The following is a 13,248-nucleotide window of genomic DNA, read 5'->3' as shown; positions in this document are numbered from 1 at the left end:
CCTGGTTCCTTGTTAGCCAGTGTATCAACCATCACACAGAGCTGCGATTACCTCTTCTTTGGTCTCGGCGCCGCGGATAGCTTTAATAATCTCTTTTTGACTGAGTTTACCTGCGATTGTTGCCAAAGTCTGCAAGTGGCCTTCCGTTTGATTTTCAGGTACCAGAATGGCAAAGAAAATATCGACCGGTTTGTCGTCAATGGCGTCGAAGTTGATAGCGGGGGTGGTCGTGACCACAACCGCCGTGACTTTGGTTAATTCAGGTAAGCGACCGTGGGGCAGGGCTATACCGTTGCCAATACCCGTACTGCCCACCTTCTCCCGGCCAAGCAGCGCGCTCAGCACAGCTTCTTTTTCGACTTCGGGATTTGCCTGAGCAGCAATGTCGCTGATGATTTCAAGAATTCGCTTCTTGCTATTGCACTGAACCGCACACTCGGTGCGGTCCAGGCTCACTAACGCTTGTATATTCATAAGGTTGGTGACTTAATGTTTTTTGAGTTTTTCCTTATGCTTGATAACCTGGCGATCCAGTTTGTCTACCATGCTATCAATTGCTGCATACATATCGGAGTCTTCAGACGAAGCAAACACTTCTGCACCGCTGAGGTGAACGGTGGCTTCGGCTTTTTGATTTAATTTTTCTACGTTAAGGATCACATGTACGTTGGATATGTGATCAAAGTGTCGCTCCAGCTTACTGAATTTAGTATCAACATAATTACGCAAAGAATCGGTTATCTCGACGTGATGACCAGTCAGATTAATTTGCATAGTTCGTCTTCCTTATATTTCGGCCTAAATTAGGCTCTTGCGTTGGTTAGACGGTGGAATCGAAAGTGATTCCCGGTATTTTGCTATTGTCCGCCGGGCAACTTTAATGCCTTGATCAGCCAACAATTGAGCAATCTTGCTATCGCTGAGCGGTTTACTGGGTTTTTCTGCGGCAACCAGTTTCTTAATTAATGCACGGATTGCAGTCGACGAACACTCGCCGCCTGACTCAGTGGCAACGTGGCTCGAGAAAAAGTACTTCAACTCAAAAATACCACGCGGTGTGTGCATGTATTTTTGAGTAGTAACACGCGAGATGGTCGACTCGTGCATGTCTACCATTTCCGCAACGTCATTCAGTACCATGGGCTTCATCATTTCCGGCCCGTGCTCAAAAAAGCCAAGTTGCTGTTGCACAATACAATTAGCGACTTTCATCAGCGTTTCGTTACGCGACTCCAGGCTCTTAATGAACCATTTTGCTTCTTGCATGTGCGAGCGTATAAATTGTGAATCTGAACTGTTTCTCGCCTGGCGACTCATGGCCGCGTACTGCTGATTAACACTCAGCTTCGGTAAACTGTCCGGGTTGAGTTCAACTACCCAACGGCCATTGCGTTTGGTTACCGACACATCCGGGATCACGTATTCAGGCTCTTTGGTAATCAAGGCACTGCCGGGACGCGGGTTCAGTGTTTGTAACAAGCGCATGGCTTCGCGCAAATCGTCTTCTTTCAGACGCGATTTACGCATAAGGGTTCGATAATCTTTGCTGCCAAGCAGATCGGCGTATTCTTCGATTAGCAGTTTGGCTTCGTTCAGCCAGGGCGTGTCTTCAGCGAATTGTTTTAGCTGAACCAGCAAACATTCCTGAGGCGTACGCGAACCTGACCCAATCGGGTCAAACATTTGAATGCGTTTAAGGACACATTCCACCTCGTCCAATTCAACCAGTTCTTCCATCTCATCTTCAGTATTAACGCTCTGAAGGATATCGTCCAGGCTAACTGTTAAATAACCTGATTCGTCGATGGAGTCGATGATGGCGATGGCAATAGCGCGATCCACGTCACTAAAGGGTGTTAAGCGCATTTGCCACAGCAAATGGTCTTGAATGTTGTCGGTGGTTTCACCCTGGAAAATTTGTTCATCGTCGTTGGACGCAGGGCCAGGAGCGGGCGCAGAGCCTGCTGAATAGTACTCATCCCAGGTGCTGTCGATGGGTAATTCGTCGGGCAGCTCGTTTTTTTCTAATGCTTCGTTGGTATCCAGACTCTCGCTACTGGCACTGGGCTGCACGTCGTTGTCGGCATCCAGATTGCTCTTTTCGATAGTGTCGTTGTCGCTGCCTTCATCAACTTCCAGCAACGGGTTGGCGTCCAGCGCTTCCTGAATTTCCTGTTGTAAGTCCAACGTAGAAAGTTGCAGCAGTTTAATCGCCTGCTGCAACTGCGGCGTCATGGTAAGTTGTTGACTAAATTTGAGTTGTAAAGATGGTTTCATCTACTTCTTTTCTTAACGCCCTGTTATTGGATGGGGTAACGCATCAAGCTTTTTCATGTTTACCTTAACTATAGCCTGAATTGCTCACCCAGGTATACATCCTTCACTTTTTGATTACTCAAAACCTGTTCAGCGGTGCCTTGTGCAATAAGTTCACCCTGACTCACTATGTACGCTTTTTCACATACATCAAGGGTTTCGCGCACGTTGTGATCGGTGATCAAAATACCGATGTCTCGGTCGCGTAAATGCTGAATGATCTTCTTTATATCATTAACCGAAATTGGGTCAACACCTGCAAAGGGTTCATCCAGTAAAATAAACTTCGGGTTAGCGGCCAGCGCCCGGGCAATCTCTACACGGCGGCGTTCTCCTCCCGACAAACTCATCCCTGTACTATTACGTATATGGTTAATATTGAATTCATCAAGCAAGGCATCGGCTTCATTTTGCCGTTGCTCTGCATTTAAATCTTTACGGGTCTGCAAAATGGCCATGATGTTGTCGAACACGCTGAGCTTGCGGAAGATCGACGCTTCCTGCGGTAAATAGCCAATACCGTGGCGGGCACGTTCGTGCATAGGATGGCGTGTCAGGTCCATATCGCCGATGCGAATATCGCCTTTATCCAGCGGTACCAAACCCACAATCATGTAAAAGGTCGTGGTTTTACCTGCACCGTTGGGGCCAAGTAAACCCACAATCTGGCCAGTAGAGACTTCTACACTTACATCCCTTACAACCTGACGGGATTTATAGGACTTAGCCAGGTGTTTAGCAGTAAGGGTAGCCATTAGCGCGGCTCTTCCTGGTCGTCGTTGTCGGGCGTTGGCTTCTTGGGCTTTTTGTCTTGCTTAATGGCGTCAATGGTTTCGGTACTGAATACCGTTGTAACCCGGCCATCGCCGCTGCCATCGCCTTTAGCCATAAGCTGCTCTTTTTCCATGTTGTACACAATGGAGTCGCCTTTTACGACGGAGCTGTTCTGAATCAGTTCAGCCTGCCCGTTCAGGGAAATCGTGCGGCTGCTAACTTCATAGCGAATTTCAAACGCGCGGGCTTCTACGGTACGACCATCATCGAGCTTCTGGCGGTACACCGCTGGCTTACCGGTAGCGGAAAAAACCTCTTTTCCTTTTCCTTCGGTGGCTTCTACCTCAACCCGGTCAGCCAGAATGTTCAGACTGCCCTGAACTATTTGTACATTGTCGATAAAAACGGACTTTTTGTTTTTTCCGTCTAAGAACTGCGACTCGGCTTTGAGCTCAATCGGCTTTTTAAAATCCGACTGCTCGGCAGTGGCGCTGGTTGCAATGAATGCCAGCGTCGCGCTAGTTAGCAGGCTGATAAGTGGTTTGTACATGTTGGTTTAACTCATATGTTTTATTCAGCAGGTCGGCTTTTAATCCGTTGCTTTGAATAAGAAAGTCAGGCCCGGAGATTTCAACATGAGCTTCTGACACCATGGACTGTTTGTCCAGATCTATTTCCAGATAATCGGTTTCCACCCGTTGCACAAAGTCTTCCGGGTTCTTACTCACAATCACCACATCATTTTCTAATTGGATCATGTTGTTGTCGTACAGTGTGCCTTCACTGGCGACGACTTGCCAGGGCGGCTCGTTGGTCTCCTGGTAGATAGTATATTGCGGAGCCTGGAAGAGCACAAAGCCTAAAAACTGATAATGCTCCATGTGCGACGAGAAAACCTGCTGAATGCGATTACCCTGTTCGTCGTAAATAGTGGTTGTCAGGTTTCTTGCCTGATATGTCGGTGTGAGTGCCCGGGCGTCTTCATCCAGCACCTGTACCGGCGGCTCTTCCAAAAAGCCGGGTAAATACAACACCAACGCCAGTATAAACAAACTGGCAATGATCAGGCCCAAGCGGTTCATACGCTGGCCCCAAGAATGCCTTTCAGCTTATCTTTGGCTTGTAAAATGGTGTCGCAGACTTCCCTGACTGCCCCAAATCCACCGGGTAACGTGGTGATCCAGTTGGCTTGTTGCTTCACTTGCGGATGCGCGTCGTTAACCGCAATTTTAATGGCAGCGTGCTGATACATACCGGTGTCGGGCATATCGTCGCCAATGGCAGCAACGTCCTGCGGTTTTACATTTAACTGTTTCATGAGAGTAGCAAGGGCATCCGTTTTGTTTTCCTCGCCCTGGATAATATGCTGAACGGTGAGAGACTTCATGCGATTCGCTACGATGGCCGACGTACGGCCGGTTATCACCGCCACTTCAACACCGGCGTTAATCAATGCCTTTATGCCATAGCCGTCGCGGGTGTGGAAGGCCTTGAGTTCTTCACCGTCGTTGCCAAGATAGATGCGCCCGTCTGAGAACACGCCGTCTACATCACATACCAGCAGTCGCAACGTGCGTAATTGCTTAAATTGTTTAAGTGCCATTGGGCCGTAAAGGGTATCAACCGTATTCATTAAATCACTCCGGCTTTTAACAGCATGTGCATATTAAAAGCGCCAATAGGCTGTTTGTGTTCATTCACAACAAGCAACGCACTGATTTTGTAGTTTTCCATTAGATTCAAGGCTTCGACAGCAAGTTCCCCGGCTTGTGAGGTTTTACAACCGGTGGTCATGACCTCGGCTACCCGGGTAGTATGAATATCGACCCTGGCATCCAGTAAGCGACGCAAATCCCCATCGGTAAACACCCCGAGCAGGCTTCGGTTGTCGTCAACGATGCCGGTAAGTCCCAGCCCTTTTTTGGAGATTTCCAGCAACGCTTGTGTGATCGTCGCTTCGGCGCTTACCAACGGGATTTCGTCGCCCTTCAGCATAATATCGTCTACGGTGAGCAACAACTTTCTGCCCAGGCTTCCACCGGGGTGAGATAACGCAAAGTCGTCGGACGTGAAGCCTTTGGCATCCAGCAGTGCAACGGCAAGTGCGTCGCCCAGAACCAGGGTAACCGTGGTGCTGGTGGTCGGTGCCAGTCCCAGTGAACAGGCTTCCTGCTCGACGCCAATATCCAGCACAACATCAGCGTGTTTGCCCAACGTGCTGTCTGCCCGGTTGGTTATCGCTATGACCGGCACATTCATTCGTTTGACTACGGGCAGCAGGTTCAGTAGCTCGCCGGTTTCGCCGGAATTGGAAATAGCCACGAGTACGTCGTTGGGTGCCAGCATGCCGAGGTCGCCGTGATTTGCTTCACCCGGGTGCATGAAGAAGGCGGGTGTGCCGGTACTGGCCAGCGTAGCGGCAATTTTATTGCCAATATGCCCCGATTTCCCCATCCCGCTTACGACGACTTTTCCGTTGCACTGCATAAGCAAATTACAGGCGTTGGCAAAATGTTCGTCCAGCTTGCTGCTGAGTGCGGCGATAGCGTTAAGTTCGATATCCACTACCTGTTTGCCGGAGGCAATAAATTGTGCGTTTGTCGTTGTCATTATGCGAATAACCAATACTGATACGCCAGAAAGCTTAGCACTAATAGCGTGGCTTCTATGCGATTAATTTGGCGGGTACCCCTGAAATTGAAGCTGAATGTAAGCAGCAATAAAGTCATACCCAGCATGACGTAGGCATCGCGGTTGGCGGCCTGTTCGTCCAGAATTCCCGGCGCAATAAGACCGGGCATTCCCAGCACCGCCAGTAAGTTAAAAATATTAGAACCAATTACGTTGCCCAGCGCTAAGTCGTCTTCGCCTTTGAGCACGCCTGCCACACTGGCGGCCAGTTCAGGTAAACTTGTACCCAGTGCAATGATGGTTAAGCCAATAATTAAGTCACTGATGCCGAAGTAGCGAGCTATAAAAACGGCTGAGTCCACCATGTATTGTGCACTCAGCGGCAATAATACAAGGCCTACACCAATCCACATTACGGCTTTGCCCGTTTCCACTTCGGAGGGAATTTCATCGGATGTCTCTGACATCAGCGGATCGCCTTTTTCCACTAGCAGGGAAATCCACGCCATGCCAGCTAAAACGAAAATGAACAGCAGGATCAGAATGATACCTTCGCGGGAACTCAGTTCACCGTCGTACAGGAAGTAGACCGCAATAATATTTACCGCAAGTAGCACCGGGAATTCGCGCTTTAACGTGGTAGACGATACCAGTAGCGGCTTAATCAGGGCAGTGATACCCAGTACTAGGCCAATGTTGGTAATGTTGGACCCTAACGCATTGCCTACCGCGGTATTGGGGTTACCACTCATAGAGGCGACCGCAGACACTACTATTTCTGGCGCGGACGAGCCCATTGCCACAATGGTTAACCCAATCATCATGGGGGAGATACCAATGTTCTTGGCCAGTGCTGACGCACCGTATACAAACTTGTCTGCACTCCAACTGAGTACACCGAGTCCGACCAGGAAAATGGCTATTTGTGTTACCACGCTAAGTCCTGCATTGCGCTAAAAAGGGTATTCTCGCAAAAAAAAAGCGCTATTCCTATGCTTCGCCGGGGAGAAATATTCGCTTTCTCTGGTCCTATGGGAACATGTGGTGACAATTTACCCATCTGTTACATCTATTTACGATATATACCTACATGAATGTATGTAATCGCAAATGGCTGTGATAGACTTTAGTTGAATGCGAGAATCGCCAGTATTTCCCGTTCAATGCTTAACCGTCGGGTGTAGCCAGCGCAGATGACAAAAGGCGTAGACCGTAAGTAGGGCGATCTGTCGCCGTTCGAAGACTAACGGTTTACTTTTGTTTCCCGGTAAACTGTAAGCTATGAGTATGCTGTGCCGGTTTGTGTTGATTCGAGGATTTCGAATGAGAAAACCGGATCTTTCATACAGACCGTATAACAAGTTTAGACGATAATTTGCGGAAAGCCCGTTAGTTATAAATTGTAACGTATTTGTGTTTAGAGGATAACGCCGAAACAGCGTACAATCCCACAAAAAGGCTGGGATGTGGCCTCTGGACTGAAAATCGCCCGTTGGGCATTGTCAGTCAGCAACAGGAATTTCAAAAAAGCATGGACTATTTAGTCAACGTAGACAATATGACCTTTTCCCGCGGAGAGCGCGTTATCTATGACGGTGTGTCATTGCGGGTGCCAAAGGGCAAAATTACCGCGGTAATGGGCCCTAGTGGTATTGGTAAAACCACGCTATTAAAGTTGATTGGCGGGCAGTTGCAGCCCGATAGTGGCGATATAACGTTTGACGGTGACTCGATTGTGAATATGTCGCGCCGCGAGTTGTATCAGACCCGCCGTCGTATGAGCATGTTGTTTCAAAGTGGCGCGTTGTTTACCGATATGTCGGTGTTCGATAATGTAGCGTTCCCGTTGCGGGAGCATACCAAACTGTCAGAGTCGGTTATTGCGACTATTGTATCGTTGAAGTTGCAAGCAGTAGGACTGCGCGGTGCAGCTCAGTTAATGCCCAGTGAACTGTCGGGTGGTATGGCGCGCCGTGCTGCATTGGCCAGGGCAATTGCGCTGGACCCGGATCTCATTATGTACGACGAACCGTTTGCCGGACAGGACCCGATCTCTATGGGCGTGCTGGTTAAACTCATTCGCGAATTAAATGATGCGCTTAACCTAACCAGTATTGTGGTAACCCACGATGTAACAGAAGTACTGACCATCGCTGATTACATATACATTCTGGCAGACAAACGCATTATTGGTGAAGGGACCGCAGAACAAATTAAACACAGCGACTCTGAGTTGGTACAACAGTTTTTGCGTGGTGAGGCTGATGGTCCTGTACCGTTCCATTACCCGGCACCGTCGTTACAGGAAAGTATGTTGGGAGAAGAGGTTTGAATTGGATTCGTCAAATCGGGCGCACTACGCTTGACCGTGTCAGCGCGACAGGACGAGCAGGCCTGATGTTGTTTGGTGCGTTGATTGCACCGCCCAGCATAAAAAATATTCCACTGACCATTAAGCAAGTTTACGTGGTAGGTGTGCAGTCGCTGGCCATTATTATTGTGTCAGGTTTGTTTATTGGCATGGTAATGGCCTTGCAAGGCTATACCATTCTGACCGACTACGGTGCTGAAGGCAGCCTTGGCCCTATGGTGGCGTTGTCATTGCTCCGCGAACTGGGACCCGTAGTAACCGCGTTACTGTTTGCCGGTCGGGCAGGCTCAGCACTGACTGCTGAAATTGGTTTAATGAAAGCCACCGAACAGTTGAGCAGTTTAGAAATGATGGCGGTTGATCCGCTGCGCAGAGTGGTAGCACCGCGTTTTTGGGCGGGGATGTTGTCGATGCCAATGCTGGCACTGATTTTCTCGGCAGTAGGTATTTTGGGCGGCCATTTAGTGGGCGTCGACTGGTTAGGTGTCGATGCAGGCAGCTACTGGTCAATCATGCAATCAACGGTTGATTGGGACAAAGATGTCATAAATGGGGTCATAAAAAGCCTCGTCTTTGCCTTAGTTGTGACCTGGATTGCCATATTTAAAGGTTATGATTCGATACCTACTTCCGAAGGTATCAGTCAGGCCACCACGCAAACCGTGGTGTTCTCATCATTAGCAGTTTTGGGGCTGGACTTTGTGCTTACCGCCCTGATGTTTGGTATCGAGTAGGGGAAAGTAACGTAATGAACCGATATAAAACGGAATTAATGGTCGGCGTATTTGTATTAATGACCATTGCCGCCTTGTTATTACTGGCGCTAAAAGTCGCCAATCAAACAGTGGTAACTGATGGTGATACTTATACCCTGTATGCCAAATTCGACAATATTGGCGGATTAAAAGTGCGTTCACCCGTGAAAGTCGGTGGCGTAACAATTGGCCGTGTAAGCAGTATTAAACTGGACAGTGATGACTACAGTCCGGTTGTAGAACTGACCATTCAGGCTGAATACAACGCGTTTCCTGAGACCAGTTCGGCGTCAATTCTGACTTCGGGCTTGCTGGGAGAGCAATATATCGGATTTGAACCCGGATTTACCATTGATGGGGTTGAGAATCTGGCCGACGGTGACTATATCGAAGACACCAGTTCGGCATTAGTGCTGGAAGAACTCATCGGTCAGTTTCTGTTCAGCCGCAGTAGTGAAGAATAATACTTGCTTAACCGGTCTGGTAAGTAAGTCGCAAGAAATCTAGTTAGGAGAGTGAAGTTGAAAATCAAGTTAGGCGTTATTTTTACCTGCTTATTAATGATGGTGTTTCCCGCCGCTGCACAGCAGGCTGAAATTGATACGCGTAATCCCTATACCATGGTTGAACAGGTCGGGAACCGTACTTTTGAGCGTATGAAAAATTCCAAAGCGCAGATAAAAGAAAATCCGGAACTGCTGCGCACCATCATGGAAGAAGAATTACTCCCTTACATTGATTATCAGTACAGTGCATTTAAGGTATTAGGTAAGCACTTCGACTTTAAAAAAGCCGACAAAGAAAAGCTGATTGAGTACATTCGCGTATTTCGTCAGTACCTGATCACCAGCTACGCAGATGCGCTGAGCTACTATGACGAACAGGAAGTTATATTCGCGCCTGAGCAGGACTTTGACGGCGATAAAAGCGCAACCATTCGCGCCGTGATCCGCGATGGCAAACGTCCGGATATCAGTGTTGCGTTTAAAGTTCGCAAGAGCGGCAAAGCCGATGAATGGAAAGCCTACGATATGGTGGCCGAAGGCATTAGCATGCTGCAGAACGAAATCAGACAATACGAGCCAATCATCCGTACTGAAGGTATCGACAAAGTAATCGAAATCATGCGCGAGCGTATTGAAAAGCCTATGCAACTGAAGAGTCTGGATGATATTTCCGGAAAAGGCAGTAAAGCGTGAGTGAGCGCACCCTGATCACCCTCAGTGGCGCATTAGATCGCCAAAGCCTGACCAAAGACTGGTGGTCGCAGCTAAGCAGCAGCGACAAGCAGTCTTACCGTCAGGCTGGCGCCTGTACCTTTGATTTTGCAAAGGTTGAGCGGGTGGACAGCGCCGGGTTAGCCTGGACAATTAATGCGATTCGGGACGGCCGTGCGCAAGGGATAAAAATAACCCTGTGCAACCTTCCTGAAAAAATGCTTAAATTAGCGAAAATCAGTGAAATCGACGCGCTTCTGCCTGTGCAGAACGCCACACCATCGCAATAGAGTCTATGGACATCAAAGAAATAGAAACCCTTTTAAAAGACAGCCTGAACCTTGCCGAAGTGTACGTGAAAGGTGAAGGTTCGCACTTTAACATCATTGCCGTTAGCGATGCCTTTGCCGACATGAGTCGCGTAAAGCGCCAGCAATTCGTTTACGCACCCCTTAATCCATTTATTGCAGACGGCTCTATGCACGCCGTTTCCATTAAAACCTTTACCGAAAAAGACTGGCAACGCGAGCGTCAGTTTAATCTTCCTCAGTAATCACTCCAGGAACAGGTTGTGGACAAACTAATAATTAAAAAAAGCCCGCCACTGGCCGGTGATGTGGTGATTTCTGGCGCCAAAAATGCCGCTTTGCCGCTGTTAATGACCAGCTTACTGACGTCTGAGCCCTGCCGCTACACGAATGTGCCGGCATTGCGTGATATCAATACCACGGTGGCACTGCTCAAAGAGCTGGGCGTAGGCGTGGTTGAAGACGAAAAAAATACCGTTACGCTTCACGCAGAAACGCTGAGCAGTGACACAGCAAGTTACGAATTGGTTCGCACTATGCGCGCCTCTATTTTAGTACTTGGGCCGTTACTCGCCCGACTCGGAACCGCAAACGTATCGTTACCCGGCGGATGTGCCATAGGTGCGCGCCCGGTTAACCTGCATCTGGCAGGTTTGGAAAAAATGGGCGCAAACATTCAGGTCGATGAAGGCTACGTTCGCGCCAGCGTTGACGGACGTCTGAAAGGCGCACGCATCTTTATGGATATAGTGAGTGTTGGCGCTACCGAAAATCTAATGATGGCCGCAGCATTAGCCGATGGTGAAACCGTCATTGAAAACGCAGCACGTGAGCCGGAAATTGTGGATTTAGCCAATTGCCTGAACAGCATGGGCGCAAAAATCACTGGCGCAGGCAGCGACAAGATTCGAATCCAAGGCGTAGAAACTCTGCACGGTTGCGATTACCGGGTACTGCCCGACCGTATCGAAACCGGTACATATCTGGTTGCTGCCGCTGTCACTGGCGGTCATGTACGTTGTTTAAAAGCCGCGCCAGAAACACTGGATGCAGTGCTGTCTAAGCTGCAACAAGCCGGCGCTACTGTAACAACCGGTGAAGACTGGATTGAGCTGGATATGCGCGGCAAAACCTTAACCGCCGTGAAGGTAAAAACCGCACCGCATCCGGGTTTCCCAACCGATATGCAAGCGCAGTTTGTGGCGCTGAACGCTGTGGCCAAAGGTACCGGTGTGATCACCGAAACCATCTTCGAAAACCGCTTTATGCACGTACCTGAGTTGCAACGCATGGGGGCGGAAATCGAGCTGGAAACCAACAGTGCAGTAAGTAAAGGCGAGTCTGTATTGAAAGGCGCACCGGTCATGGCGACCGATTTACGCGCTTCCGCCAGTCTGATCATCGCTGGCCTGGTTGCCGACGGCGAAACCCATATCAGCCGAATCTATCACCTGGATCGTGGCTATGAGGCTATCGAACAAAAGCTGGGCGGTTTAGGCGCCAACGTTACTCGCGCCAGCGAGTAGGAGCGAGGCTGTTTTTAAATCACGGCCTTTTTGAGTAGGTCCCGGAACAAGTCCGGGATGACGTTTCTTTTTTATCCGATATCCGTCGTCCCGGAAAATGCGCAGCATTTATCCGGGATCTTAGTGACCCTTTAGCAGTGTTTGTGGTTTTTAGATCGCGGCCTTTTTGAGAAGGTCCCGGCTCGGGGGCCGGGATGACATTTATCCGTGATCTTAAAGTCGAAGTGCGTAACCTGTTATTGAGGCACCATCAGTTCGGCGACGGTGACCTGCATGGTAATCGTGCGCGCGTTACGGCTGATTTCCATTTCAAGCACAGTGCCTGGCTGGGTTTCGGCAATCATGTCCAGCGTTTTAGATGCGCTTTCCAGTCGGATGCCGTCGATGGCCATGATGATATCGCCCGGCTGAAGGCCGGCAATGGCGGCGGGGGAGTTCTGGGCAACAGCTTTAACCTCAATACCTGGGCGACCGCGTAACTCTTCGCCTACGAAGCCTAATTGCCCGCGGGTGACTTTGCCATTGGTAATAATGTCTTCCATTACGCGCTTAGCCAGCTCATAGGGCACCGCGAAGTTGATACCGTCGACGATATAGGTGCCGCGTCGCTCGTCACGTACCTGGAAATTGGCGTTGGTGATACCCACCAAATAACCATTGCTGTCTACCAATGCCCCACCAGAATTACCCTGGTTCAGTACCGCATCGGTTTGAATGAAGTCGACAAAGTTAGACAGGCCGGTGCGTCCTGCGCGACTTACAATACCTTGTGTAATGGTTTGGCCCAGGTTGTAGGGGTTACCAATGGCCATTACCACATCACCCACGCGAAGGTCGGTTTCTTCCAGTTGCGGTATCACATGCAGGTTGTCTTCATTGACCTTTAAAACGGCAAGGTCGGTAAGCTGGTCTGTGCCTACAATCTGCGCCTGTGCCACCCGGTTATCCTGGAGCGCAACAAAAATGCTGTCGGCGTCTTTGATCACGTGGTGACAGGTAATGATATAACCCGATTCTGTCATGATCACACCAGAACCCAAGCTGGTGCGTTGACGGGGCTGGTAATAGTTATTTTCAATACTGACGCTGTAAATATTAACAACCGCTGGGGCTGAACGACTTAGCGCAGGATAGTAAGTTTCTCTGCTTGCGGCAGGCGATTTCGAGGAAAACCAGTTGTCACCAAAGCCCGCACCACGGCGAAGGTCCGGCACCAGCAGCAAAATAAGCGCCGCAACAACCAGGCCTAAAAAGACAGAACGAAATATAAAAACTAGTAGTTGCCTGCTCGACACAATGACTCAAATTCAGGTTGAGGGGAGTTAAACACTAAATCCCGGATTTCATAAC

17 protein-coding genes are annotated in these 13,248 nt (G+C 49.3%); 7 read left to right on the top strand and 10 right to left on the bottom strand.

Annotated elements, in window-relative coordinates; genetic code table 11:
- Positions 1 to 24 precede the first annotated feature (24 nt).
- The 9 genes from ptsN to BUB81_RS06850 all read right to left on the bottom strand — a co-directional run bounded on the left by ptsN (position 25) and on the right by BUB81_RS06850 (position 6,656).
- Entirely contained in the window at positions 25 to 474 is a 450-nt protein-coding gene (gene ptsN / locus BUB81_RS06890; protein ID WP_073320250.1) for a PTS IIA-like nitrogen regulatory protein PtsN, read from the bottom strand.
- Between the two features lie 12 nt (positions 475 to 486).
- Complete coding sequence (gene hpf / locus BUB81_RS06885; RefSeq protein ID WP_073320245.1) at positions 487 to 774, bottom strand: ribosome hibernation promoting factor; 288 nt, start codon at positions 772 to 774, stop codon at positions 487 to 489.
- Between the two features lie 24 nt (positions 775 to 798).
- Positions 799 to 2,277 (bottom strand): RNA polymerase factor sigma-54, encoded by a 1,479-nt coding sequence (locus BUB81_RS06880; protein ID WP_073320242.1) that lies wholly within the window; start codon positions 2,275 to 2,277, stop codon positions 799 to 801.
- A gap of 68 nt (positions 2,278 to 2,345) precedes the next feature.
- Entirely contained in the window at positions 2,346 to 3,071 is a 726-nt protein-coding gene (gene lptB / locus BUB81_RS06875; protein ID WP_073320239.1) for an LPS export ABC transporter ATP-binding protein, read from the bottom strand.
- Positions 3,071 to 3,640 carry a lipopolysaccharide transport periplasmic protein LptA gene (gene lptA, locus BUB81_RS06870; RefSeq protein WP_073320236.1) on the bottom strand — a complete coding sequence of 190 codons (570 nt, stop codon included), beginning with the start codon at positions 3,638 to 3,640 and terminating at the stop codon, positions 3,071 to 3,073. The genes lptB and lptA overlap by 1 nt, the downstream gene beginning before the upstream one ends.
- Positions 3,609 to 4,172, bottom strand: coding sequence for an LPS export ABC transporter periplasmic protein LptC (gene lptC / locus BUB81_RS06865; protein WP_073320233.1), 564 nt, complete (start codon positions 4,170 to 4,172; stop codon positions 3,609 to 3,611). Before lptC ends, lptA begins: the two co-directional genes overlap by 32 nt.
- Positions 4,169 to 4,723, bottom strand: coding sequence for a 3-deoxy-manno-octulosonate-8-phosphatase KdsC (gene kdsC, locus BUB81_RS06860; RefSeq protein WP_073320230.1), 555 nt, complete (start codon positions 4,721 to 4,723; stop codon positions 4,169 to 4,171). The genes lptC and kdsC overlap by 4 nt, the downstream gene beginning before the upstream one ends.
- Positions 4,723 to 5,700: a KpsF/GutQ family sugar-phosphate isomerase gene (locus BUB81_RS06855; protein ID WP_073320228.1), complete on the bottom strand. Its 978-nt coding sequence runs from the start codon at positions 5,698 to 5,700 to the stop codon at positions 4,723 to 4,725. Before BUB81_RS06855 ends, kdsC begins: the two co-directional genes overlap by 1 nt.
- The gene (locus BUB81_RS06850; protein WP_073320225.1) at positions 5,700 to 6,656 is read right to left on the bottom strand and encodes a calcium/sodium antiporter; all 957 of its coding nucleotides are present in this window, start codon (positions 6,654 to 6,656) and stop codon (positions 5,700 to 5,702) included. The genes BUB81_RS06855 and BUB81_RS06850 overlap by 1 nt, the downstream gene beginning before the upstream one ends.
- Positions 6,657 to 7,252: 596 nt before the next feature.
- Between BUB81_RS06850 and BUB81_RS06845 the strand changes: the two genes are divergently transcribed.
- From BUB81_RS06845 to murA, 7 genes are all read left to right on the top strand, one after another.
- A complete protein-coding gene (locus BUB81_RS06845) occupies positions 7,253 to 8,053 on the top strand; it encodes an ATP-binding cassette domain-containing protein (protein ID WP_073321077.1) in 801 nt (266 codons plus the stop codon).
- Positions 8,050 to 8,826, top strand: coding sequence for a lipid asymmetry maintenance ABC transporter permease subunit MlaE (mlaE, locus tag BUB81_RS06840; RefSeq protein ID WP_073320222.1), 777 nt, complete (start codon positions 8,050 to 8,052; stop codon positions 8,824 to 8,826). The genes BUB81_RS06845 and mlaE overlap by 4 nt, the downstream gene beginning before the upstream one ends.
- A gap of 14 nt (positions 8,827 to 8,840) precedes the next feature.
- The gene (mlaD, locus tag BUB81_RS06835; RefSeq protein ID WP_073320218.1) at positions 8,841 to 9,311 is read left to right on the top strand and encodes an outer membrane lipid asymmetry maintenance protein MlaD; all 471 of its coding nucleotides are present in this window, start codon (positions 8,841 to 8,843) and stop codon (positions 9,309 to 9,311) included.
- A 63-nt stretch (positions 9,312 to 9,374) separates the two neighbouring features.
- Positions 9,375 to 10,046: an MlaC/ttg2D family ABC transporter substrate-binding protein gene (locus BUB81_RS06830; protein ID WP_370164565.1), complete on the top strand. Its 672-nt coding sequence runs from the start codon at positions 9,375 to 9,377 to the stop codon at positions 10,044 to 10,046.
- Positions 10,043 to 10,354: an STAS domain-containing protein gene (locus tag BUB81_RS06825; RefSeq protein ID WP_073320215.1), complete on the top strand. Its 312-nt coding sequence runs from the start codon at positions 10,043 to 10,045 to the stop codon at positions 10,352 to 10,354. The genes BUB81_RS06830 and BUB81_RS06825 overlap by 4 nt, the downstream gene beginning before the upstream one ends.
- A gap of 5 nt (positions 10,355 to 10,359) precedes the next feature.
- A complete protein-coding gene (locus BUB81_RS06820; protein WP_073320212.1) occupies positions 10,360 to 10,617 on the top strand; it encodes a BolA family protein in 258 nt (85 codons plus the stop codon).
- Between the two features lie 18 nt (positions 10,618 to 10,635).
- Positions 10,636 to 11,898: a UDP-N-acetylglucosamine 1-carboxyvinyltransferase gene (gene murA, locus BUB81_RS06815; protein WP_073320209.1), complete on the top strand. Its 1,263-nt coding sequence runs from the start codon at positions 10,636 to 10,638 to the stop codon at positions 11,896 to 11,898.
- Positions 11,899 to 12,134: 236 nt separating this feature from the next.
- Here murA and BUB81_RS06810 read toward each other — a convergent pair whose 3' ends face one another.
- A complete protein-coding gene (locus tag BUB81_RS06810) occupies positions 12,135 to 13,193 on the bottom strand; it encodes a trypsin-like peptidase domain-containing protein (RefSeq protein ID WP_073320206.1) in 1,059 nt (352 codons plus the stop codon).
- Positions 13,194 to 13,248 lie beyond the last annotated feature (55 nt).

Origin of the sequence: Marisediminitalea aggregata (assembly GCF_900129565.1) — a bacterium.
Lineage (GTDB): Bacteria > Pseudomonadota > Gammaproteobacteria > Enterobacterales > Alteromonadaceae > Alteromonas > Alteromonas aggregata.
The sequence above is the reverse complement of the archived record's forward strand: the minus strand, read 5'-3'. Positions and strand labels throughout refer to the sequence as shown.

Bases quoted from the DNA above. Each gene is read 5' to 3' on its own strand.
- lptA (WP_073320236.1), bottom strand. From the start codon at position 3,640: ATGTACAAACCACTTATCAGCCTGCTAACTAGCGCGACGCTGGCATTC.
- kdsC (WP_073320230.1), bottom strand. From the start codon at position 4,723: ATGAATACGGTTGATACCCTTTACGGCCCAATGGCACTTAAACAATTT.
- hpf (WP_073320245.1), bottom strand. From the start codon at position 774: ATGCAAATTAATCTGACTGGTCATCACGTCGAGATAACCGATTCTTTG.
- BUB81_RS06855 (WP_073320228.1), bottom strand. From the start codon at position 5,700: ATGACAACGACAAACGCACAATTTATTGCCTCCGGCAAACAGGTAGTG.
- lptB (WP_073320239.1), bottom strand. From the start codon at position 3,071: ATGGCTACCCTTACTGCTAAACACCTGGCTAAGTCCTATAAATCCCGT.
- BUB81_RS06880 (WP_073320242.1), bottom strand. From the start codon at position 2,277: ATGAAACCATCTTTACAACTCAAATTTAGTCAACAACTTACCATGACG.
- ptsN (WP_073320250.1), bottom strand. From the start codon at position 474: ATGAATATACAAGCGTTAGTGAGCCTGGACCGCACCGAGTGTGCGGTT.
- BUB81_RS06820 (WP_073320212.1), top strand. From the start codon at position 10,360: ATGGACATCAAAGAAATAGAAACCCTTTTAAAAGACAGCCTGAACCTT.
- mlaD (WP_073320218.1), top strand. From the start codon at position 8,841: ATGAACCGATATAAAACGGAATTAATGGTCGGCGTATTTGTATTAATG.
- BUB81_RS06845 (WP_073321077.1), top strand. From the start codon at position 7,253: ATGGACTATTTAGTCAACGTAGACAATATGACCTTTTCCCGCGGAGAG.
- lptC (WP_073320233.1), bottom strand. From the start codon at position 4,172: ATGAACCGCTTGGGCCTGATCATTGCCAGTTTGTTTATACTGGCGTTG.